General features: G+C 71.5%; 19 protein-coding genes and 3 pseudogenes. 15 read left to right on the forward strand and 7 right to left on the reverse strand.

Features of this window, described 5'->3' with window-relative positions; genetic code table 11:
• Nucleotides 1–86: 86 nt before the first annotated feature.
• Nucleotides 87–317 (reverse strand): 4-oxalocrotonate tautomerase family protein, encoded by a 231-nt coding sequence (locus JF597_RS07470; protein ID WP_293990848.1) that lies wholly within the window; start codon nucleotides 315–317, stop codon nucleotides 87–89.
• Nucleotides 318–549: 232 nt separating this feature from the next.
• On the opposite strand from JF597_RS07470, the gene JF597_RS07475 reads away from it, so the two are divergent.
• The gene (locus tag JF597_RS07475) at nucleotides 550–1,455 is read left to right on the forward strand and encodes a helix-turn-helix transcriptional regulator (protein WP_293990850.1); all 906 of its coding nucleotides are present in this window, start codon (nucleotides 550–552) and stop codon (nucleotides 1,453–1,455) included.
• Nucleotides 1,456–1,495: 40 nt separating this feature from the next.
• Here the strand turns inward: JF597_RS07475 and JF597_RS07480 are convergent.
• Nucleotides 1,496–2,173, reverse strand: a pseudogene (locus JF597_RS07480) (AAA family ATPase); the annotation flags it as partial.
• 26 nt (nucleotides 2,174–2,199) lie between these two features.
• On the opposite strand from JF597_RS07480, the gene JF597_RS07485 reads away from it, so the two are divergent.
• From JF597_RS07485 to JF597_RS07510, 6 genes are all read left to right on the forward strand, one after another.
• The gene (locus JF597_RS07485; RefSeq protein WP_293990852.1) at nucleotides 2,200–2,490 is read left to right on the forward strand and encodes a hypothetical protein; all 291 of its coding nucleotides are present in this window, start codon (nucleotides 2,200–2,202) and stop codon (nucleotides 2,488–2,490) included.
• Nucleotides 2,491–2,973: 483 nt separating this feature from the next.
• Entirely contained in the window at nucleotides 2,974–5,307 is a 2,334-nt protein-coding gene (locus tag JF597_RS07490; protein ID WP_293990854.1) for a heavy metal translocating P-type ATPase, read from the forward strand.
• Nucleotides 5,308–5,374: 67 nt separating this feature from the next.
• Complete coding sequence (locus JF597_RS07495) at nucleotides 5,375–5,572, forward strand: hypothetical protein (RefSeq protein WP_293990856.1); 198 nt, start codon at nucleotides 5,375–5,377, stop codon at nucleotides 5,570–5,572.
• Between the two features lie 152 nt (nucleotides 5,573–5,724).
• A complete protein-coding gene (locus tag JF597_RS07500) occupies nucleotides 5,725–6,411 on the forward strand; it encodes a phospholipid scramblase-related protein (protein ID WP_293990858.1) in 687 nt (228 codons plus the stop codon).
• Nucleotides 6,412–6,531: 120 nt separating this feature from the next.
• Complete coding sequence (locus JF597_RS07505) at nucleotides 6,532–6,765, forward strand: hypothetical protein (RefSeq protein ID WP_293990860.1); 234 nt, start codon at nucleotides 6,532–6,534, stop codon at nucleotides 6,763–6,765.
• Between the two features lie 237 nt (nucleotides 6,766–7,002).
• A complete protein-coding gene (locus tag JF597_RS07510) occupies nucleotides 7,003–7,866 on the forward strand; it encodes an endo alpha-1,4 polygalactosaminidase (protein WP_293990862.1) in 864 nt (287 codons plus the stop codon).
• 17 nt (nucleotides 7,867–7,883) lie between these two features.
• Here JF597_RS07510 and JF597_RS07515 read toward each other — a convergent pair whose 3' ends face one another.
• Nucleotides 7,884–8,753, reverse strand: coding sequence for a polysaccharide deacetylase family protein (locus JF597_RS07515; RefSeq protein WP_293990864.1), 870 nt, complete (start codon nucleotides 8,751–8,753; stop codon nucleotides 7,884–7,886).
• 224 nt (nucleotides 8,754–8,977) lie between these two features.
• Nucleotides 8,978–9,466, reverse strand: coding sequence for a MarR family transcriptional regulator (locus JF597_RS07520; protein WP_293990866.1), 489 nt, complete (start codon nucleotides 9,464–9,466; stop codon nucleotides 8,978–8,980).
• Between the two features lie 88 nt (nucleotides 9,467–9,554).
• Between JF597_RS07520 and JF597_RS07525 the strand changes: the two genes are divergently transcribed.
• Entirely contained in the window at nucleotides 9,555–10,142 is a 588-nt protein-coding gene (locus tag JF597_RS07525) for an NAD(P)H-dependent oxidoreductase (protein WP_293990868.1), read from the forward strand.
• 63 nt (nucleotides 10,143–10,205) lie between these two features.
• Here JF597_RS07525 and JF597_RS07530 read toward each other — a convergent pair.
• Nucleotides 10,206–11,193 (reverse strand): annotated as a pseudogene (locus tag JF597_RS07530) (alpha/beta hydrolase).
• A 13-nt stretch (nucleotides 11,194–11,206) separates the two neighbouring features.
• Here JF597_RS07530 and JF597_RS07535 point away from each other — a divergent pair.
• Both JF597_RS07535 and JF597_RS07540 read left to right on the forward strand, forming a co-directional pair.
• A complete protein-coding gene (locus JF597_RS07535; protein ID WP_293990870.1) occupies nucleotides 11,207–11,785 on the forward strand; it encodes a TetR/AcrR family transcriptional regulator in 579 nt (192 codons plus the stop codon).
• 17 nt (nucleotides 11,786–11,802) lie between these two features.
• Nucleotides 11,803–12,153 (forward strand): annotated as a pseudogene (locus JF597_RS07540) (alkene reductase); the annotation flags it as partial.
• Nucleotides 12,154–12,209: 56 nt separating this feature from the next.
• Here the strand turns inward: JF597_RS07540 and JF597_RS07545 are convergent.
• Nucleotides 12,210–13,010 (reverse strand): hypothetical protein, encoded by an 801-nt coding sequence (locus JF597_RS07545; protein WP_293990872.1) that lies wholly within the window; start codon nucleotides 13,008–13,010, stop codon nucleotides 12,210–12,212.
• Between the two features lie 394 nt (nucleotides 13,011–13,404).
• Here JF597_RS07545 and JF597_RS07550 point away from each other — a divergent pair, with 394 nt between their 5' ends.
• Nucleotides 13,405–14,034: a hypothetical protein gene (locus tag JF597_RS07550; protein ID WP_293990874.1), complete on the forward strand. Its 630-nt coding sequence runs from the start codon at nucleotides 13,405–13,407 to the stop codon at nucleotides 14,032–14,034.
• A gap of 408 nt (nucleotides 14,035–14,442) precedes the next feature.
• Nucleotides 14,443–15,468, forward strand: coding sequence for a 6-phosphofructokinase (locus JF597_RS07555; protein ID WP_293990876.1), 1,026 nt, complete (start codon nucleotides 14,443–14,445; stop codon nucleotides 15,466–15,468).
• A gap of 61 nt (nucleotides 15,469–15,529) precedes the next feature.
• On the opposite strand, the gene JF597_RS07560 is transcribed toward JF597_RS07555, so the two are convergent.
• The gene (locus tag JF597_RS07560) at nucleotides 15,530–16,420 is read right to left on the reverse strand and encodes a universal stress protein (protein WP_293990878.1); all 891 of its coding nucleotides are present in this window, start codon (nucleotides 16,418–16,420) and stop codon (nucleotides 15,530–15,532) included.
• A 529-nt stretch (nucleotides 16,421–16,949) separates the two neighbouring features.
• On the opposite strand from JF597_RS07560, the gene JF597_RS07565 reads away from it, so the two are divergent.
• Genes JF597_RS07565 through JF597_RS07575 form a run of 3 tightly spaced genes read left to right on the forward strand, consistent with a single transcriptional unit; the run spans nucleotide 16,950 to nucleotide 19,790 of the window.
• Nucleotides 16,950–17,840, forward strand: a complete 891-nt coding sequence (locus JF597_RS07565) for a universal stress protein (RefSeq protein ID WP_293990880.1) — start codon at nucleotides 16,950–16,952, stop codon at nucleotides 17,838–17,840.
• A 49-nt stretch (nucleotides 17,841–17,889) separates the two neighbouring features.
• Nucleotides 17,890–18,912, forward strand: coding sequence for an alcohol dehydrogenase AdhP (adhP, locus tag JF597_RS07570; RefSeq protein WP_293990882.1), 1,023 nt, complete (start codon nucleotides 17,890–17,892; stop codon nucleotides 18,910–18,912).
• A gap of 5 nt (nucleotides 18,913–18,917) precedes the next feature.
• Nucleotides 18,918–19,790: a universal stress protein gene (locus JF597_RS07575; protein ID WP_293990884.1), complete on the forward strand. Its 873-nt coding sequence runs from the start codon at nucleotides 18,918–18,920 to the stop codon at nucleotides 19,788–19,790.
• Nucleotide 19,791 lies beyond the last annotated feature (1 nt).

The following is a 19,791-nucleotide window of genomic DNA, read 5'->3' on the forward strand; positions in this document are numbered from 1 at the left end:
CGGGTGAACGAGACCGCGTGGCCGACGCTCACCCCGGTGGCCGTCGGCTTCGAGTTGCTGTGCCGGACGAATGTCGGCCGGTGCGGTCAGGCTCCGCTGGTGTCGGTCGGTGCTGCCTCGCCGAGCATGGCGAGGGTCAGCACGTTGCCGGAGATGCCCCAGCCGCCGTCGGCGACTTCTTCGACCAGAACCATGGTGTTGGTGCGGGCGCGTTCACCGTAGATCTCGACATACAGCTCGGTGGTGCGGGTGACGATCTCCTCCTTCTGCTTCGGGGTGAGGGTCTTCTCGGGGACCTTGAAGTTCGCGAAAGGCATGATTGGTTGTTCCTTGTCTCGGTGGGTGTTGCAGGGAGTTGCCTGCGGTGCGCGGGCTGTCCGGTCCGATGCGGCGGACGATCCGATGCGGCGGAAGAGGGGGCGAGGCGCTTCCCTTCGCCCTGCTGCGTCCCCCACGATGGCCCCCCGCCCCGCCCTCCAGCCAGGGTTGTGTCCACCCAGGGGTTGCCACCCCCTGGCTACGGACCTGCGCGCCAACGACCATGGAGGGGTGAACCTTCCCGAACTCGGCGCCTTCCTCAGGACCCGCCGCGACCGCATCCGCCCTTCCGACGTCGGTCTTCCGCATGGCCCGCGCCGGCGCGTCCCCGGGCTGCGCCGCGAGGAAGTCGCCCAGCTCGCGGGGCTGTCGGCCGACTACTACACCGAGTTGGAACGGGGCGGCGGCAGGCATGGCGTGCAGCCCTCCGCCCAGACCTTGGCCGCCCTCGCCAGAGCCCTGCGGCTGAACGGCGACGAACGCGACCACCTGTTCCACCTCGCCGAACGGCCGATCCCCCGGTCAACGCACGGACCGTCGGCCCATGTGCAGCCCGCGCTTCTGGGCCTGCTGGACCGCCTTTCCCACACACCGGCACGCGTCATCACCGATCTGCACGAGACCCTGGTGGAAAACGACCTGGCCCGGAACCTGCTCGGCGGGTCTCCCGCCCACCGCGGCCCGACGGCGAGCTTCGTCTACCGCTGGTTCACCGACCCGCGCACACGCGAGATCCACCCGCCCGAGGATCACCCGCACCACTCCCGGGTGTTCGTGACCGATCTTCGGGCAGCAGCCGCCCGGCGTGGCCGGGACGCGGACGTCACGAAGATGGTCGCAGTCCTTCGCCGCCGCAGCCAGGAGTTCGCGACGCTCTGGGACACCCACGACGTCGCGGTGCGCCGCATGGACCGTAAGAAGATCATCCACCCCATGCTCGGCGTCATCGAACTCGACTGTTACAACCTCCTCAGCGAGGACGGACGGCAACGCCTGCTGTGGTTCACCGCCCCGCCCGGAAGCCCCGGAGCCGAACAGCTGGAACTGCTGTCCGTCATAGGGACCCAGGAGCTGAGCGTCACAAACGGCAGGGCGCCGGAGGTGGTGCCCGTGTCGGAATCCGAATCACAGCACTGACGCACGCCGCAGAGGCTTGCAGCACGGCCGCCCGTGTATCTCAGGCCGGTTCCATGTAGGGAGGGCGGAAGACCTGGGCCTGGCCGGAGCCCCACGGGCGTACGGCGGCCAGCGCCCGAGCGACCGCGAACTCCAGCGGGCCGCTGGTGCCGACCGCGACGGCCTCGGGCCACGGCGGTTCCACGACCCCCGTGGCGGCCGCGATGCCGGGGCCGGCGTCGGACGGGCCGGGGGCGCGCGTGCTCAGGCGCGCCGCTGACACGTCGGCCGGTGCGTGGCAGTGCAGGGCCACCAGGTCGGCGCTGGTGCGTTCGGCCAGGCGCAGGGCCGCCGCACGCTGTTCCGGATCGGACCAGGTGGCGTCCAGGACGACGGACTCACCGGAGGACAACAGGGCGGCCGCGCGGTCGAGCAGGGCGGCGTAGGTCCTGGCGGTCCACTCGGGTGTGTACAGGCCCTCGCCGTAGCCGGCCGCGGCGGACTGCTCCGCGGGGATGCCCGCCAGTTCCTTGCGGACGCGGTCGCTGCTGAGCAGGGTGACGCCCAGCCGGTCGGCCAGCGCTCCGGCGAGGGTGGACTTCCCGCTGCCCGGCAGTCCGCCGACGAGGGTCAGGCCGACGGCAGAGACACGGAGATGGCGCAGGGTCGTCGAGACCAGCCGTCGTGCCGCCGCCTCCGCGCCGGCCGCGCCCTGACGGGCCTGGATCACCGAGACCTTGCGACTCGGCTTTCAAGAAGGACGGCGTGGACTACGCGGTGTCCGCCGACCTCACCGCCGACCACCCGATCGACCTCACGCGCCGGCAGGTCGCCACCTGCTCCATGGGCCGCGTCGGCCTCGTCAACGGCGGCGGCGCCTCAGCCGGCCAGGGCGACCTGGCTCAGACGGTACGCACCGCGGTCATCGACAAGCGGGCCGGCGGCACCGGCCTCATCACCGGCCGCAGAGCCTTCCAGCGCCCCACCGCCGAGGGCATCGAACTCCTCCACGCCGTCCAGGACGTCTACCTCGACGACAGCATCACCGTTGCCTGACGCAGACGCGGCCGGACGCCTGGCGCGGTGACGCCGGCAGGCACGATCAGCCGGTGCCGACCGCGGGTGTCCGAGTGCCTCCCATCGGCGTCACCTCACTTGCGCCGACCGGGCGCGGTGGCGCCGGCGCGGTTCGGCGCACAGGCTGCACAGGCTCTGGCCCGGCACAGGCGACGCGGTCGACGCACGGGCGAAGAAGCGGCGCCCGCGGAACTTTCCGGCTGATCGACCTCGACGAACGGGCCGACCCCGTCGGTAAGGGCCGTGCCCGACCACCCTCCGAAACCACGCCCGCCGAGCCGTCGCCGCCTGCCCTCGCCCGGCTCTTCGTGCCGACCCGGGACGGTCATGACCAGCCACACCTCCACCGGCTGTCCGGCCCGGAAGCAGGGCCCAACGTCCCTTCCCATGACACCGAGCGGCGCGATGTCATGGAGGGGGAGTGAACCCGATGGACGCCGCGCCGGAGGACCGAGGCACGTCATGAACCACCGACCCGTCACCCACGCGACACGGCTGCGCCGCCTGACCGCAGCCGTGTCCCCACGGCTCGAACCCGCCCTCCTGGCCGTCACCGCGACGGCCCTGGCCGCAGGCGGCATCGCCTGGATCACGGGTGCCGGCCGGCTGGCCGATCTCTTGTGGGGGCTGGGCACTCTGTCGGCCGTCGTCCCCGCGGTGGGGTGGGTGCTGGTGGCTCTGCGGCACGGCCACGCGGGTGTGGACCTGATCGCCGTCCTCGCGCTCGGCGGCACCCTGGCGGTTCACGAGTACCTGGCCGGTGCGCTGATCGCGCTGATGCTGGCCACCGGGCGCACCCTGGAAGCCGCAGCCCAGCGACGCGCCTCCCACGACCTACGTGCCCTGCTGGAACACGCACCCCGCTCGGCCCGTCGCCGTACCGACACAGAAGTCACCACAGTGCCGCTTGCCGAGGTCGCCGCAGGTGACCTGCTCGTCGTCGGCCCCGGCGAGGTGGTTCCCGTCGACGGCCGCGTGGAGAGCGACGCCGCCGTCCTCGACGAGTCGGTGCTCACCGGCGAGCCCCTCCAGGTCCAGCGCAGGCAGGGCGAGACCGTGCGCAGCGGTGTGGTCAACGCCGGCGGCGCCTTCGAACTGCGCGCCACGGCCACCGAGCAGGACAGCACCTACGCCGGGATCGTTCGGCTGGCCCAGCAGGCCGGTGCCGAGTCCGCGCCCGTGGTACGGCTGGCCGACCGCTACGCAGCCCGGTTCCTCCCCTTGTCGCTGGTGGTGGCCGGACTGGCATGGCTGGTCAGCGGATCCGCCGTACGCGCCGTCGCGGTCCTGGTGGTCGCCACCCCGTGCCCGCTGCTGCTGGCCGCCCCGGTCGCCATCGTCTCCGGTCTCTCCCGCGCCTCCCGCCTCGGCGTCGTCATCCGCGACGGCGGCGCACTGGAGAACCTCGGCCGCGCCCGCACCCTCCTGATGGACAAGACCGGCACGCTCACCCGGGGACGCCCACGAGTCCTCGACATCGTCGCCGCCCCCGGCCTCACGCCCGCAGAGGTCCTCCGCCTGGCGGCCTCACTCGACCAGTATTCGCCGCACGTCCTGGCCCAGGCCATCGTGGACACCGCCCGGGAACGCACACTGGAGCTGTCGGCCCCGGCGAACGTCACCGAGGAGGCCGGCCGGGGCGCCACCGGCACCGTGGACGGACACCGGGTCACCGTCGGCCGTATCGATCCCGGAGACGACCGGCCGCCCTGGGCCAAGGCGGTCGACAACCGCGCCCTCCTCGACGGCGCGGCCGTCGCCTGGCTCACCGTCGACGAACACCTGGCCGGCGCCGTCCTCCTGCGCGACCCCCTGCGCCACGACGCCCCGCGGACCCTGCGCCACCTGCGAGCAGCAGGCATCGATCGGCTGCTGATGCTCACCGGTGACCGAGCCGCACCCGCCCACGAGGTCGCGGCCGTCCTCGGACTCGACGACGTACGTGCCGAACTCAGCCCGGCGGACAAGGTCGCAGTCGTGCGCGCCGAACGTGAGCGTGCGGTCACCGTCATGGTCGGCGACGGTGTCAACGACGCGCCCGCCCTCGCCGCCGCCGACATCGGCGTCGCCATGGGCGCCCGTGGCTCCACCGCCTCCTCCGAAGCAGCCGACATCGTCCTGACCACGGACCGCGTCGACCGCCTCGCCGACGCCGTCGCCATCGCCCAGCGCGCCCGGCACATCGCCGTTCAGAGCGCCCTCGGCGGCATGCTGATGTCCCTTGCCGCCATGGGCGCAGCCGCCGCCGGCCTCCTCCCGCCCGCCGCCGGCGCCCTGCTCCAGGAGGGCATCGACGTCGCCGTCATCCTCAACGCCCTGCGCGCCCTGCGCGTCGACCAGGCCGTGCGACCAGCCCTCACCCCCGTCGCCGAAGCCCTCGTCCACCGTTTCGCCGCCGAACACGCCGACCTCCAGGACGTCCTGGAAGCCGTACGCGACGCAGCCGACCGCCTCTCCGACGCCCCCGGCCCCCAGGCTCTGACCGCGGTCGAGGAGACACACCGGCTGCTCACCGAGCGCCTGCTTCCGCACGAGTACGCCGAGGAGCACGAGCTCTACCCCGCTCTCGCGCCGACTCTCGGCGGCCCCGAGGCCACCGCCACCATGAGCCGCGCCCACACCGAGATCGAGCGCCTCTCCCGCCGCATCGCCACCCACCTGCAACTGGCCGATGCCGACGGCGGCCTGGCCCCCGAACAACTCGACGACCTGCGCGCCTGCCTCTACGGACTCAACACCGTCCTGCGTCTGCACTTCACCCAGGAGGAAGAGAACTACTTCTCCCTCGCCCCATGACCCCGTGCGCGAGCGCGGCAACAGATAGGACGCCGTTCGAACCCTGCGGGTGGAGGTGGGCACGGTGATGTACTCCTGGGCATCGCAGCGCTACGCGAAGCCCCCGTGCCGGCCCGTCGCCGCTGCCGACCGGACCCCTCAGCCCACCGAGGTGCGCCGGCGGCTGATCGTCGAGGCGGCCGTCCCACTGATCGCGGAGCGCGGCCACGCCTCGGTGGGAGTCCGGGACGTGGCCGCGGCGGCCCGGTCTCGGTCAGCACGGTGACCCATCACTACTACTGACGGGGAGGTGGACGACGTAGGGCGTCGCCGTGGAGTCGATGCGGGCGAAGTCGCCGTCCCGCGGTTCGTCACGGTGTGGCCACGAGACGGCGCGCGGCCGACCGGGACACGGTCCCCGGGGAGTAACTTGCCGCAGTGACCACACATTCGAACACTCCTGACCCCAAGGTCAGCCGCCAGGTGCGGCAGCAGGCCGGGATCGCCCCGAGCGGTCCCGGTGGCGGCACCCTCTTCACCGAACCGGTTCTGGTCGTGAACCAGAAGGCCAAACTCATCGAGCTGACCAACGAGTACAAGGTCATGGACCAGCACGGCAACCAGATCGGGTCCGTGGCCGAGGTCGGGCAGAGCGCGCTGCGCAAAGTCGTGCGCTTCATCAGCGACTGGGACCAGTACTTCACCCACCGGCTGGAGATCCGGGACGCGCAGGGGCAGCCGGTGCTGCGACTGACCCGTCCCGCGAAGATATTCAAGTCGCGGGTGATCGTCGCCCGTCCCGACGGAGAGCTGGTGGGCGAGCTGGTCCAGCAGAACGTCTTCGGAAAGATCAACTTCGCCATCAACGCCGGCGGTCAGCAGATCGGCGCCATCAAGGGAGAGAACTGGCGCGCCTGGAACTTCGCCGTCGTCGACCAGGCGGGCACCGAGGTGGCCCGGATCACCAAGACCTGGGAGGGCCTCGCCAAGACCATGTTCACCACGGCGGACAACTACGTCCTCCAGATCCACCAGCAACTCCCCGAGCCGTTGCGGAGCCTGGTCGTCGCGACGGCGCTGACGGTCGACACGGCTCTGAAGCAGGACGCCCGCGGACTGGGCTGACGACGAGCCGCTTCGAGCGGTGCAAGGTGCACGCGTCGGGGCAGCGGAGCCTGCCCCGACCGGATCGACATGGCATCACCTTGCCCTCCCCTGACGGGCGTTGACGGGGAGACGGGTCGCGTGGGTCTGCCCGGTTGCGCCACCTGCGCACCTCCCGCGCGGGGCGGCGGGGCACGGGCGCGGCCACCGGGACCCGGGACCACGATCCCGCGCGCCGTCAGACCCGCGTCCGCACGGGACGTCGTACGCAACCACGGCGGGGTCCTCACCGTGACCGACGCGCCCGGAGGCGGCGCCGCCTTCCTGGTCACCCTGCCGCGGGCACCGCTCGACGCGGGCGGCGACCGGGTCTGACCGCACCCCGCGCCGCGGCCGGACGTCCTCCGGCCCCGCCCAACCACGAGGCGGCACACGTCGGTTGCGACGGCTTGATATCGTCACGGTGTCGGATCGCCCAGCGCCGTCGTGGTCCGCGGAACCATGGCATTCCCAGCCGGTGACACGGGCCTTCGACCCGTCAGCCCGGCCCCAGTCGCCAGGACCACGCGCGTCCGAGGCGGGGCATGCTCTCCCGTCCAGAGACAGGCCGTCATGCGCAAGTCCCCGGCAGACTCACCCCGCACCGCCGTCCCCCGGGCCGCCGTCGCCGTCGTCCTGGCCGCAGCCTCCCTCACCGCAGGTTGCTCCAGCACCACCACCCAGACGGGCAGCACCCCGAAAGCCCCGACGGCGAAAGTCTCCGCACCGCCCGTCCACGCCGGCGTCGACTACCAGCTCGGCGGCGCCTACACCCCGCCGAAGGGCGTCTCCGTGGTCTCCCGCGACCACACGGCGTCGCCCGCCGCGGGCCTGTACAACATCTGCTACGTCAACGCGTTCCAGGCCCAGCCCGACGCGGAGAAGGAGTGGGACGCCGACCTCCTGCTGCGGGACGCCTCCGGGAAGGTCGTCATGGACGAGGACTGGGGCGAGGCGATGCTCGACATCAGCACCCCGGGCAAGCGCGCACGGATCGCGGAGAAGGTGGACGGCTGGATCGACGAGTGCGCCGACAAGGGATTCGACGCCGTCGAGCCGGACAACTACGACAGCTACACCCGCGCCCCGCACGGCCTGCTGACCGCGGCCGACGCCGAGGCGTTCCAGACCCTGCTCGCCCGCCACGCACACTCCCGGCACCTTGCCATCGCGCAGAAGAACACCCTCGAACTCGCCAAGGACCGCAAGCGGGTCGGCCTCGACTTCGCGGTGGTGGAGGAATGCGGGCAGTACGACGAATGCGGGTCCTACGTCGCAGCGTTCGGCGACCACGTCATCGTCGTCGAGTACACCGAGAAGGGCATGAGGAAGGCCTGCGCGGGCTGGGGCGACCGGATCAGCGTCGTGCGGCGTGACCTCGACGTCACCCCGGCCGGCCACGACGGCTACCTGCGCGAGACCTGCGACGGCTACTGACGTGGCCAATCACGGGCTCATCCGGCCGGCGGCTGGATGTAGTCCTCCAGGCGGCCAACGGCGAAGCCCTGCTCATGGATGCGCCGGAGCAGGTTGGCGAACATGTGCGTCATCGTGGTGCCCTTGAGCTCGGACGGTCCGCGGAAGTGGGCCAGGATGATGTCTCCGGGGCGCAGCTTCCTGTCCGCTGACTGGTACTGCATGTCGCGGATCTGCATGGACTCCCGCCACCACACGATCGCACGGGGTCCGCACTCCCCGACCGCGATCTTGGTGTTGGTGTTGTACGCGCCGTAGGGCGGGCGGAAGAGCAGCGGCGCGGTGCCGTACTCCTTGGTGAGGATCTTCTGGTCACCGCACACCTCTTCCTTCTGCCGGGCCGGCGGGAGGGTGCTCATCACGGGGTGGTGCAGGGTGTGGTTCTGGATGTGGTTGCCCAGTGCCTGCAGCGGTCTGAAGTACGCGTAGTCCGATTTGATGGCGTCGTTCATCAGGAACATGGTGATCGGGACCCTCAGGTCCCGCAGCATCTGGATGAACTGGGGGTCCTTCTCCTGCCCGTCGTCCACGGTGATGAAGACGACCTTCTGCGCGGTCGGTATGTGGGTGAAGACCGGAACCGTTCCGGTCGCCGAGAGCCGCACCGGCTTGTCGGCCGGCGGCCGCGGGGCGGCGGGCAGCGGGGTCAGGCCCCACTTGCGCCAGGCCGCCGCCGAGTCGGAAATGGCGGGCGCGGTGCTGACGGTGCCGTCCGGCGCGGCGGGCCGGGAGGTGCCGGCGGCAACCCCGGTCCCGCCGACGGCACCGCAACCTCCGACCGCCAGGCCCACTGCGACCGCCCCTGTCACCGACCGGTACAGCCTGCCCCGGTTCCTGCGCTGCTTCACCGTGTCCGTCCCTCAACTGACATCGATCTTGATCAGCCGAAAGGTAACCCAGCGAAACTAAAAAAAGATCAACAGTCAGGTGTGATTACGCCAGGCAGTGCCTCTCCATTGCCGCCCCGCTCCCGCACGCTCCCGCACCACCTTCAGCGGACCCGCGACCCGCTCAGCCCCTACACCCCAGCCGTGTACGGGAGATGCCCAGCTCGGAGCCCTGTGGGACACATTCAGGACGCGCCGTCGCCGGCAGCCTCGCTGCGCTGTGAGTCGAGGCGATCGACTGCTTGTCCGCTCCATGCCCGGATGACCGACGCTTGCTCGGGGGTCAGTGAATCGAGGAAGTGGCGGCGGATGTTGCCGCCGTGCACGAGGACGGCGTGCTGGGCGGCGCGGCGGCCCTCGGCGGTCAGCCCGACCCCCGCACGGCGGCCATCGGCTCCGTACCGGGTGCGCTCGACGAAGCCGCGCCTCTCCATGCGGGTCAGCTGATGGGCGACGCGGCTCTTGTCCCAGTCGAGCGACTCGGAGAGCTCGCCGACGCGCATCTCGCGGCCGGTGGCCTGCCACAGCGTCACCAGCACGCTGAACTCGGCCTTCGAGATGTCGCAGTCACGCTGCAGACCACGCTCCAGCTCCCTGGTGAGCAGGCGCTGCGCGCGCATCCAGGTATCCCAGAACTCCCACTCCTCGGGTTCCAGCGATCGAGTCTCCGTCATGGCGTCGAGGATACCGCGACCAGCAGAGTTGTCACTTCAACTCCCTTCGATCTAGAGTTGACGCATCAACTCCACCGAAAGGCAGACCATGACGCTCCGCATCGCACTCATCCTCGGATCCACCCGCCCCGGACGCCGCGGTGACCAGATCGCCGCGTGGGCGCTGGAGGCCGCCCTGGCCCACGGCGGCGCCGACTACGAACTCGTCGACCTCGCCGACCACGACCTCGGCAACCTCGACGAGCCCGGCAACCCGAACTTCCAGCAGTACCGGCACGACCACACCCGCACCTGGGCCGCACTCGTCGACAGCTTCGACGGCTACGTGTTCCTCGTCCCCGAGTACAACCACTCCTACCCCGGAGCCCTGAAGAACGCCCTCGACTACGTCTACCGGGAGTGGAACGACAAGGCCGCCGGGATCATCAGCTACGGCGGCTGGGTCGCCGGGGCGCGGGCCGCCGAGGCGCTGCGGCTCGTCCTCGCCGAACTCCAGGTGGCCACGGTCCGTGCCCAGCCCACCATCTCGACGCACCCCTCGTTCCGCACCGGCTCCTTCGTCCCCCAGGAGGGACTGGACACCGCCGTGGGTGGCATGCTCGATCAGTTGCTCCTCTGGTCCGGCGCGCTGCGGGGGGTGCGCCAGGCCAAAACTCAGACGGCCGCGGCTGCATGACGCCGCGTTCGAAGCCGATCACGCGACAGGGAGTCGCGAGCCGACGGACACAGCCCGGTGGGGTCAGTTCAGGAAGTCCAGCAGCCGCTTCGTCAGCTCGTGCGGGACTTCCTCGGGCAGGAAGTGACCGGCATCGGGGATGACCAGTTCGGTGACGTCGGTGGCCACCATGCGCATGGTCTCCGCCGGCATGGTGCCGGTGCTGTACTGGCCGCCGACGGCGAGGACCGGGATGGTCAGCGGTCCCTGGTCGCGCCAGCGCTGGACGTGCTCGGCGGTGGTGTCGAGGGTGCGGTAGTACTCGAAGCCGGCACGCCGGGCGGCCGGGTCGCGCAGGTGGTCGACGTACAGGTCCACGGCGTGCTGCGGGATGGCGCCGGGGGTGGCGGTCTTGGACGCGAACTGGTGGCCGAAGTAGATCTCCTCGCGGCCGGCGATCAGGCGTTCGTTGAGGTCTGCGAGGCGGTTGATGACGAAGTGCGCCATCACCTCGTTGGTTCTCGGGTCCGTCAGCATCGGCGGGAACGGGGTGAGGCCGGGGAGGATCGACTCGGCGCCGACGAAGCGGGTGACGCGGTCGCGGTGGCTTGCGGCGAGGGCGTAGGCGACGAGCATGCCCAGGTCGTAGCCGACGACGGCGAAGCGTTCGTGCCCCAGGGCGGTCATCAGCTCGGACATGTCGTCGGCGAGGGTGGCGGCGTCGTAGCCGGTGGCGGGCCTGTCGCCTGGCGCCCATGCCGCGCAGGTCGGGGGCGATGACGGTGAAGTGCTCGGCGAGGGCGGGCATGGCCAGGCGCCAGCTGTACCAGAACTGGGGCCAGCTGGGCAGGAGCAGCAGCGGCGGGCCGTCGCCGCCGACGACGGCGTGCAGGGTCACCTCGCCGGTGGTGACGGTGCGGCTGGTGAAGGTGTCGGTGAACCCGGCGGGCAGGCCCGGGACGTCGGTGACGGTGAACGCCATGGTGGTTTCTCCTCGGGACGCGAAGAGGCGCCCCATTGAAACGGATGATCTATCCACTTCAACGTAACACGAAACGGATGACTCATCCATTTATGCTGTGGGCATGACCCCTGCACCGATGCGCAAGGACGCTGCCCGCAACCGGCAGCGCATCCTCGACGTGGCCCGCCGGCTCATCGGCGAAGGAACCCCCTTGCAACTCAACGACATCGCCCGCCTAGCCGGCGTGGGGGTGGCCACGACCTACCGGCACTTCCCGACCCCCGAGGCCCTGATGGAGACCGTGGCGACCCCGGGCCTGGAGGCTCTGATCACCCGCGCGGAACAGGCCCTGGCCGAGGAGGATCCCTGGGGCGCCCTGACCGGCTTCCTCGGCGCCACACTCGAGATGCAGCTGACCGACCCCTCCATCACCCTCGTCCGCGCCGCCCCCGAACGCGTCCTGCCCCGAACCGAGGAGCTCACCGCCACGCTGGACGCACTCGCCGGCCGCCTGCTGGAGCGCGCGCAGGCGGTGGGATCCGTGCAGGGCGTCGTCACCTGGGACGACCTGCTGCCCCTCATGTGCGGAATCGCCTACGCCGCTGGTGTCCACGCCGACGGCCAAGAGAAGCGCCTGGAGTCGGGGTGCCGCTACCTGGGGGTGATGCTCCGGGGGCTGCGCAGTGCCGATCCCGCGTGAGCCGAGAAGAGATGACGATGTCGAAGGCGTTCGGGCCCTACCGTCTTGGCGGCAGGCTTCTGGCCAACCGTCTGGTGATGGCACCGACGCCCCGCAGTCGTGCCTACGGGCCCGGCCAGAGCCCCACGGCGCTCATGGCGGACTACTACGCGCAGCGTGCCTCCGCCGGACTGATCGTCACTGACGGCGTCCAGCCCTCCAGGGTCGGTCAGGGCTACCCCGACACCCTCGGCATCCACACCGCCGAGCAGATCGCGGCCTGGCGTACGGTGACCGACGCGGTGCACGCCCGCGGCGGCGTGATCTACCTCCCGATCATGCACACCGGACGGGTCGGCCACCCGGCGCTGATGGGCCTGCAGCCCGTCGGCGGGTCGTCGGGGCTCGGCTCGTGCTCGGACCTGTGCCGGCTCGGTGGTGCGCGTCAGCGGTGGCTGACGTAGGCGACGAGTCCGCCGACGGTCAGACCCACTGCGCATCCGTAACGGAAGTATTCGTGGCGCATGCTCGGGGTGTACTGCGCATCGGTCATCGCGTACGGTGCGCGGACCCCCAATTTCACGCCGCACAGGCACACGACGTATCCGTGACGCAGGGCGGCGGCCTCCCACTCGGGGTCGTGCGGGACCCAGGTCCGGGAGTAGATGTTCCCGTCGGGCGTCCGCAGTTCCAGCCGGGAGTAGGTGCGTCCGAAATCCTGCCACGGTCCTGGCTGGTCATCGGGCATCTCGTGCAGTTCCCAGCCAGGGATCGAGTGCAGGTCGGCGTGGCCGGGCGGCCTGCGTCTCATGCCGAAGTAGACCTCGTCGGGGTCGCGTCGCGGTGGTTCGCGCATGCGCAGCTCGTCGAATATGGTGGGCCGCCTCTCGTCGAGGCAGACCCCGTCGTCGGAGCTCGGCGGGTCGGGCAGGCACAGGTCGGAGAACTCGGGCGGTAGGCGCCTCATGCCGAACAGGATGGCGCCTTCGATCTGCGGTTCCTTGGGTACCTCGTCGATCGAGGCCGCCTCCGGTACGGCGTACTGGATCCCGTAGCCGCGCACTTTCAGGGAACGCCTGAACTCGAAGAGGGCAACGGGCATGTGACGTGTCTGTGCGTGGTCGAGGGTGACGGTGCCTTCGGCGGTCTCCAGGCCCATCAGGACGGCCTCGAGCCGCAGCGCGGGGTCGTCGCTGAACAGGATCTGCCCGTGGTCGTCCACCTCTTCGAACTGACGACTGCTCATCTCCTGGAGGCCTCCGGTCGGTTACCGTTCCGCGCCCGCGACGCCGACGGCCGGGACTTCAGTCATCCTATTGAAGGATCGTTGAACGATCCATGTGCGGGACAGTATGCATCGCTGGGCCGGCGGTTTTCCGGATAGGCGCGGGTCGGCGGGTGCTGGTGCACGCCGCAAGCATCGGCGCGGCGTGGAGATCTTCCTCGGCCGCGTGTTCCTGAAGGCCTTCGCCGCACCAGCCCCGCGCTGACGGGTACTCAACGTCCCTTGCGAACCGGGACTTTCGGCCCTGCGAGGCGGGCGGTGCGGCCTCCTGTGGAGCGGCCGGGTGAGCGGGACATTGAAGGCGCAACGAGAGTCGTCGGATCGCACGCACCACCCCTTGGAAGGGATGACCATCATGGCAGTCCACCACGACCAACCCCGCCGGCACCTGGGGTTCCACCTCCCGGCCCTGCGCAGGGCCGGGACGGCGTCCGAGTCCGGTGCCGTGACGACCGCGGCGACGGCGACCAGCGCGTACGCGCTCGCCGGGCTCCGCCTGGTGACCGGGTTCGTCTTCCTGTGGGCGTTCCTGGACAAGACGTTCGGCTTCGGTTACGCCACCCCGTCCGGCAAGGGCTGGATCGACGGCGGCTCGCCCACCAAGGGCTTCCTCACCGGTGTCGCCGCCGGCCCGATGGAGTCGACGTTCCACGACTGGGCCGGACAGGGCTGGGCGGACTGGCTGTTCATGCTCGGCCTGCTCGGCATCGGCCTCGCGCTGATCGCGGGCATCGGCCTGCGGATCGCCGCGGTCGCGGGCACCCTGATGATGGCGTTCATGTGGATCGCCGAGTGGCCGCCGGCCAGGCACCTCTCGGACGGCTCGGTGAGCATGTCCACCAACCCGTTCGCCGACTACCACCTCGTCTACGCCGTCGTCATGATCGCCCTCGCGGCCGCGGCCGCGGGCGCCGGCACGGTCTGGGGCCTGGGCAAGGTCTGGGCGCGGCTGCCCTTCGTCAGCCGCAACCGCTGGCTGCTCTGACCGTCGGGAGCTCACGGCAGCACGGCAGGCCCCCCGGCACGGGGCCTGCCGTGCTGCCGTGGTCGGTGGCTGAACGCCGCACGGAGCGATGTCCGGGTACAGCGGGCCGAGCTCCGAGGCCAGGTCGCGCCGACGGTGCGCTCGGAAGGATCCCTTCACCCGCGACGACCTGCTGCCGGCCGAGGAGATCGCCGTCCGGGACGCCGTGGCCGAGGACGACGCCCGCCGGTACACCCTCGCGCGCGGCACCGCACCGACCCTGCAGTGCGGCCTACCGCCGAGCCGCCTTTCGGCTCAGGGTGCAGCGAGTCGCCGACGAGAGCGCCGTCGCCCAGAATGGATCTGGCGATCGACAATGGTCTGGCGATCGACGGAGAACCTCACCCACGTGCAGAGGGGGAGGGAACCATGAAGGTAGGAGTACTGACCGGCGGCGGTGACTGTCCCGGTCTCAACGCCGTGATCCGCAGCGTCGTCCGCAAGGGCGTCCAGGAGTACGGCTTCGAGTTCGCCGGCCTGCGGGACGGCTGGCGCGGCGCCCTCCAGGGGAACGTGGTGCCGCTGGGCATCCCCGAGGTGCGGGGCATCCTGCCGCGCGGCGGCACCATACTCGGCTCGTCCCGCACCAACCCGTTCAAGCACGAGGACGGCGTGCGCCGCATCCAGGACACCCTCGCCGCGCACGGCATCGACGCGCTCGTCGCGATCGGCGGCGAGGACACGCTGGGCGCGGCGGCCGAGCTGGGCCGCCATGGGATCCCGATCGTCGGCGTGCCCAAGACGATCGACAACGACGTGCCCGGCACCGACTACACCTTCGGCTTCGACACGGCCGTGGGCATCGCGACCGAGGCCATCGACCGCCTGCACACCACCGCCGAGTCGCACATGCGCACCCTGGTGGTGGAGGTGATGGGCCGGCACTCCGGATGGATCGCCCTGCACGCGGGTGTCGCGGGCGGCGCCAACGTGATCCTCATCCCGGAACGGCCGTTCGACATCGAGCAGGTCTGTGCGTGGGTGAAGAGGCGCTTCGAGTTCCACTACGCGCCGATCGTCGTCACCGCCGAGGGAGCCGTCCCCAAGGAGGGGCAGATGGTCCTCAAGGACCGGTCGCTGGACGAGTACGGCCATGTGCGGCTGTCCGGGATCGGCGACTGGCTGGCGCGGGAGATCTCGCAGCGCACCGGCACGGACGCCCGCACGACGGTGCTCGGCCACGTCCAGCGCGGCGGCACCCCGAGCCCCTTCGACCGCTGGCTGGCCACCCGCTTCGGACTGCACGCCGTCGACGCGGTCAAGGACGGCGCCTTCGGGACCATGGTCGCCCTGAGCGGCACCCGGATCGTGCGGGTTCCGATCCCCGACACCGAGACGAAGACCAGGACGGTCGACCCGTCGCTGTACGACGAGTTCGGGGTGTTCTTCGGCTGACCCCCCGGAGTCCTTCCACGGCTGATGACGGCGCCGCTCCCCGCCCGACCGGTGCACGGCGTCAGACGGAGTGCGGTACGACCGCCACCGGGCAGCCGGCGTGGTGCAGTACGGCGTGCGCGACCGGCCCCAGCCGGCCCTCGCCGCCACCCCGGCCGGCACCGCGGCCCACGACCAGCAGATCGGCTCCCCGGGAGGTGTTCAGAAGCGCCTCAGCGGGATGGAGCAGGACGACATCGGTGCGGACCGTCACCTCCGGGTACTCCTCCTGCTGCGTGCGCAGCGCGTCGGACAACCGAAGGTCCTCCTCGTCCTCCCAGGTGGCACGGTCCTCCTCGGTCACGAACAGCATCCGGGGTGACACGGCCTCGGCGGGAAAGGCCCACGCCTGCACCACCCGGAGCACCGCTCCGCGCGTCCGGGCCGCCCCGAACGCGAAGTCCGCCACCTCGGCGAGCGGGCGGTGCGCGTCGAAACCCACCACCACGTCAGGGCCGGCGTCCGCCGGGCGTGCACCGTTGCCGAAGCCGCCGGGCCGCAGCCCGGGCACCACGACGACGGGACATTCGGCCGCAGCCGCCACCCGAAGGGCCACCGAGCCGACCGCCAGGCCGTTGAAGCCGCCCGAGCCCCGGGCCCCGACCACCAGCAGCCCGGCACCGGGAGCCGCGGACAGCAGCGCCTCGGCCGGGGTTTCGGCGCTCTGCTCGCCCCGCACCCGCAGATCCGGGTAGCGGGCACCGAGATCGGCCATGACCCCCTTGACGACCCGCTCACCCACGCGGCGCAGGGTCTCCCCGGCCTGGCGGGGGACCGCATCGCCCGGAAGAGGCGGGGCGGCGTGCACGAGACGCAGGGGAACATCACGCAGTACCGCCTCCCGCGCCGCCCACTCGGCCGCGACGAGGCTGTGCTCGGACCCGTCGACACCGGCCAGCACGGGGTGACCCATCGCGTCCTCCTTCGCCCACCGGGCCCGTTCACGCCTTCCTCCACTGTTCCACCGCTGGCCCCTCGAAAGTCCCGACAGGCCGGGCGTTCGCCCTCCCGTGGTCCGTTCGGGGTGCGGGGACAGCTCGAGGTCCGCGTCCACCACGCCTTCGACGGCCCTGACCAACCACGCCGCCACGGGGACCAGGGACATGTCGCGTCTCCGGCCGGCGAGCGTCACTACCCCGTCGTGGACGACCCGGCCGGTGCGGCCGCGCTCCTCGAAGAGCCGGGCCCCAGGGGCGAAGGACACCGCCAACCCGTTCGCTGACCACCCCGTCGTCCTGATCGCCCTGGTGGGCGAAGCTCCCGATGCTCCGTCTCAGCCACCGGGCTGCGCCGACCCGAGAGGTGCGACGAGCCCCGCTCCGGGCTGCCGCGTCGCATACCGGCCAGGGCCGATCGGCCCCTCGCAAGGACCTGCGGCCCCTGCCGGACACCCGGTCCGGAGACGACCCTCGTACCGGATCCCCGTTCAGGAGGCAGAGATCATGACCCGTACCGTCACCGTCGGCCTGGACGGCTCTCCCGAGGGCCGCGCCGCGGCCGAATGGGCGGCCCGCGAGGCGGAGCTGTTCGAACTGCCGCTGAAGCTGGTCCACGTCTGGGAGCCGGTACCGGCGCCCATGGCCCAGGCACCGCTGCTCGGCCCCGGGACCCACCAGCACCGGATCGAGGCCGAGGGCGTGCGGCGGCGCCACCCCGGCCTCGACGTGAGCACCGAGCAGGTGTCCGGCCGGCCCGCGGACGTCCTGGTGGCCGTGGCGAACGACACCGAACTCCTCGTCCTCGGCTCCCGCGCCCTGGGCGGCATCAGGGGGTTCATGGCCGGCTCCGTCGGCCTGTCGGTCGTCGCCCACGCCGAACGGCCCGTCGTCCTGGTCCGCGCCGGACAACAGGCCGACGACGAGCACGAGACGGCCCCGGTCGGCACCCCGTCCGCGGCGACGCCGTTCCGGCCGGTCGTGCTGGGCCTCGACATCGAGAGCCCCGACGACGACCTCATGGCGTTCGCCTTCGCCGCGGCCGCCCGCCGGGGTACGTCCCTGCGGGTCGTGCACGGCTGGAACCCGCCCTACTACTTCGACACCTACGGCACCGCCGCCGACGTCGGACTGCGCGAAGAGCCGGCACAGCAGGAGAGCAGCGTGCTGACCGAGGCCCTGGGCCCCTGGCGGGAGAAGTTCCCGGCCGTCGAGGTCATCGAGCAGTCCCACTACGGCACCCCCGGCGACCACCTCGTCGACGCGTCCCGCGAAGCCTGCCTCGTGGTCGTCGGCCGGCGTCCCCGCCGTGGCTCGCTGGGCATCCACATCGGCCCCGTCACCCATGCCGTCCTGCGCCACTCCACGGCCCCCGTCGCCGTCGTCCCGCACGCCTGACCCCACCCCCGGAACCCTTGAATCGCTGAACCCCTGAGGAGCAGACACCATGAAGGCAGCGGTCGTACGAGCCTTCGGCGAGCCCCTGGTCATCGAGGAGCGCCCCGATCCCGAGCCCGGCCCCGGCCAGGTCCGCATCCGCGTCGAGGCCTCCGGGCTGTGCCACACCGACATCCACGCGGCGCACGGCGACTGGCCGGTCAAGCCGAACCCGCCGTTCGTGCCGGGACACGAGGGCGTCGGCATCGTCGAGGAACTCGGCGACGGCGTCACCCTGCTGAGCACCGGTCAGCGGGTCGCCGTGCCCTGGCTCGGCAAGGCGTGCGGGCGGTGCGAGCACTGCTTGTCCGGCTGGGAGACCCTGTGCGAGCAGCAGGTCAACACCGGCTACGGCTGCGACGGTGGGTACGCCGAGAAGATGCTGGCCTGGGCCGACTTCGCCCAGCCCGTGCCGGACGGCGTCACGGCCGTCGACGCCGCGCCGCTGACCTGCGCCGGCGTCACCACGTACAAGGCGCTCAAGGTCGCCGGCGTACGGCCGACCCAGCTCGTCGCGATCTCCGGGATCGGCGGACTCGGCCACCTCGCCGTGCAGTACGCCAAGATCGCCGGCGCCACCGTGGCGGCCATCGACGTCACCGACGAGAAGCTCGAACTCGCCACCTCACTCGGCGCCGACCTCGTCATCGACGCCCGCAAGGACGACGTCGGCGAGGTCCTCAAGCAGCACGGCGGCGCGCACGCGGCGATAGCGCTCGCGGTGAACGACGCCGCCTTCGAGGCCGTCAACTCCGGGCTGCGGCGTGGCGGCAAGCTGGTGATGGTGGCCCTGCCGGCGCACGGGACCGTGCGGGTCCCGATCTTCGACACCGTCCTCAACGGCACCAGCGTGATCGGCTCGATCGTCGGCACCCGGCAGGACCTCGCCGAGGTCTTCCAGCTGCACGCCGCCGGGCGGACCCAGGTCATCAGCGAGACCCGCCCCCTGGACTCCGTCAACGAGTGCATCGACGAGGTGCTGCGCGGCCAGGTCACGGCACGGATCGTCTTCGACCTCGCCACGGGCCGGTGAGGACGATGACCCTGCCGATCGTCGTCGCCGTCGACGGCTCCGAGCCGAGTCTGCGGGCCGTCGACTGGGCGGCAGACGAGGCCACCGTACGCGGACTGCCGCTCCGGCTGGTGTACGCCTCGCTGTGGGAGCGGTACGAGGGCACCCAGCTCGCCGCGGACCCGCACAAGCCGTCCGAGGAGACCATGGCCGAGGACATCGTCCAGGTCGCGGCGCGGCGTGCCCGGAGCCGGCGGCCCGATGTGACGGTGTCCACCGAGGTGCTGGCCGAGGAACCCGAGTACGCACTGGTCCACGAGAGCCGGGAGGCCGTCCTGCTGGTGACGGGCACCCGGGGGCGCAGCGGCCTCGCCGAGGCACTGCTGGGCTCGGTCAGCCTGACCCTCGCCGGGCACGCGCACTGCCCGCTGGTCGTCGTACGCGGCAGCCGCGACAACCAGGCCGCGACGCCGGTCCACGGCAGGATCGTCCTGGGCGTCGGTGAGGCCGGCAAGGAGTCCGCGGCCGTGCGCTTCGCCTACGAGGAGGCGTGGCGGCGCGGGGTGCCCCTGGACGCGGTAAGGGCCTGGCGCACGCCCGCGCGCGAGACCACCGATCACCCCCTGATGTCCGCGGAACCCTCCCGGCTCCACGAGCAACGGGCGGTGGAAACCCTCGACACGGCGCTCCACAACCTCCCCGGCGACATCGAAACGCACCGGCACACGGTCGAGGGCCACGCCCGGTCCGTGCTCGTGGCCGCCTCGCACGGCGCCGACCTCCTGGTCCTCGGAGCCCGGCGCCGCCCACGCACCTTCGGGCTCCAGCTGGGCCGGGTCGCCCACGGCGTGCTGCACCACGCCGCGTGCCCGGTCGTCATCGTGCCGGAGCCGGTGTGAC

The sequence above is a fragment of the Streptomyces sp. genome, from assembly GCF_019510245.1.
Lineage (GTDB): Bacteria > Actinomycetota > Actinomycetes > Streptomycetales > Streptomycetaceae > Streptomyces.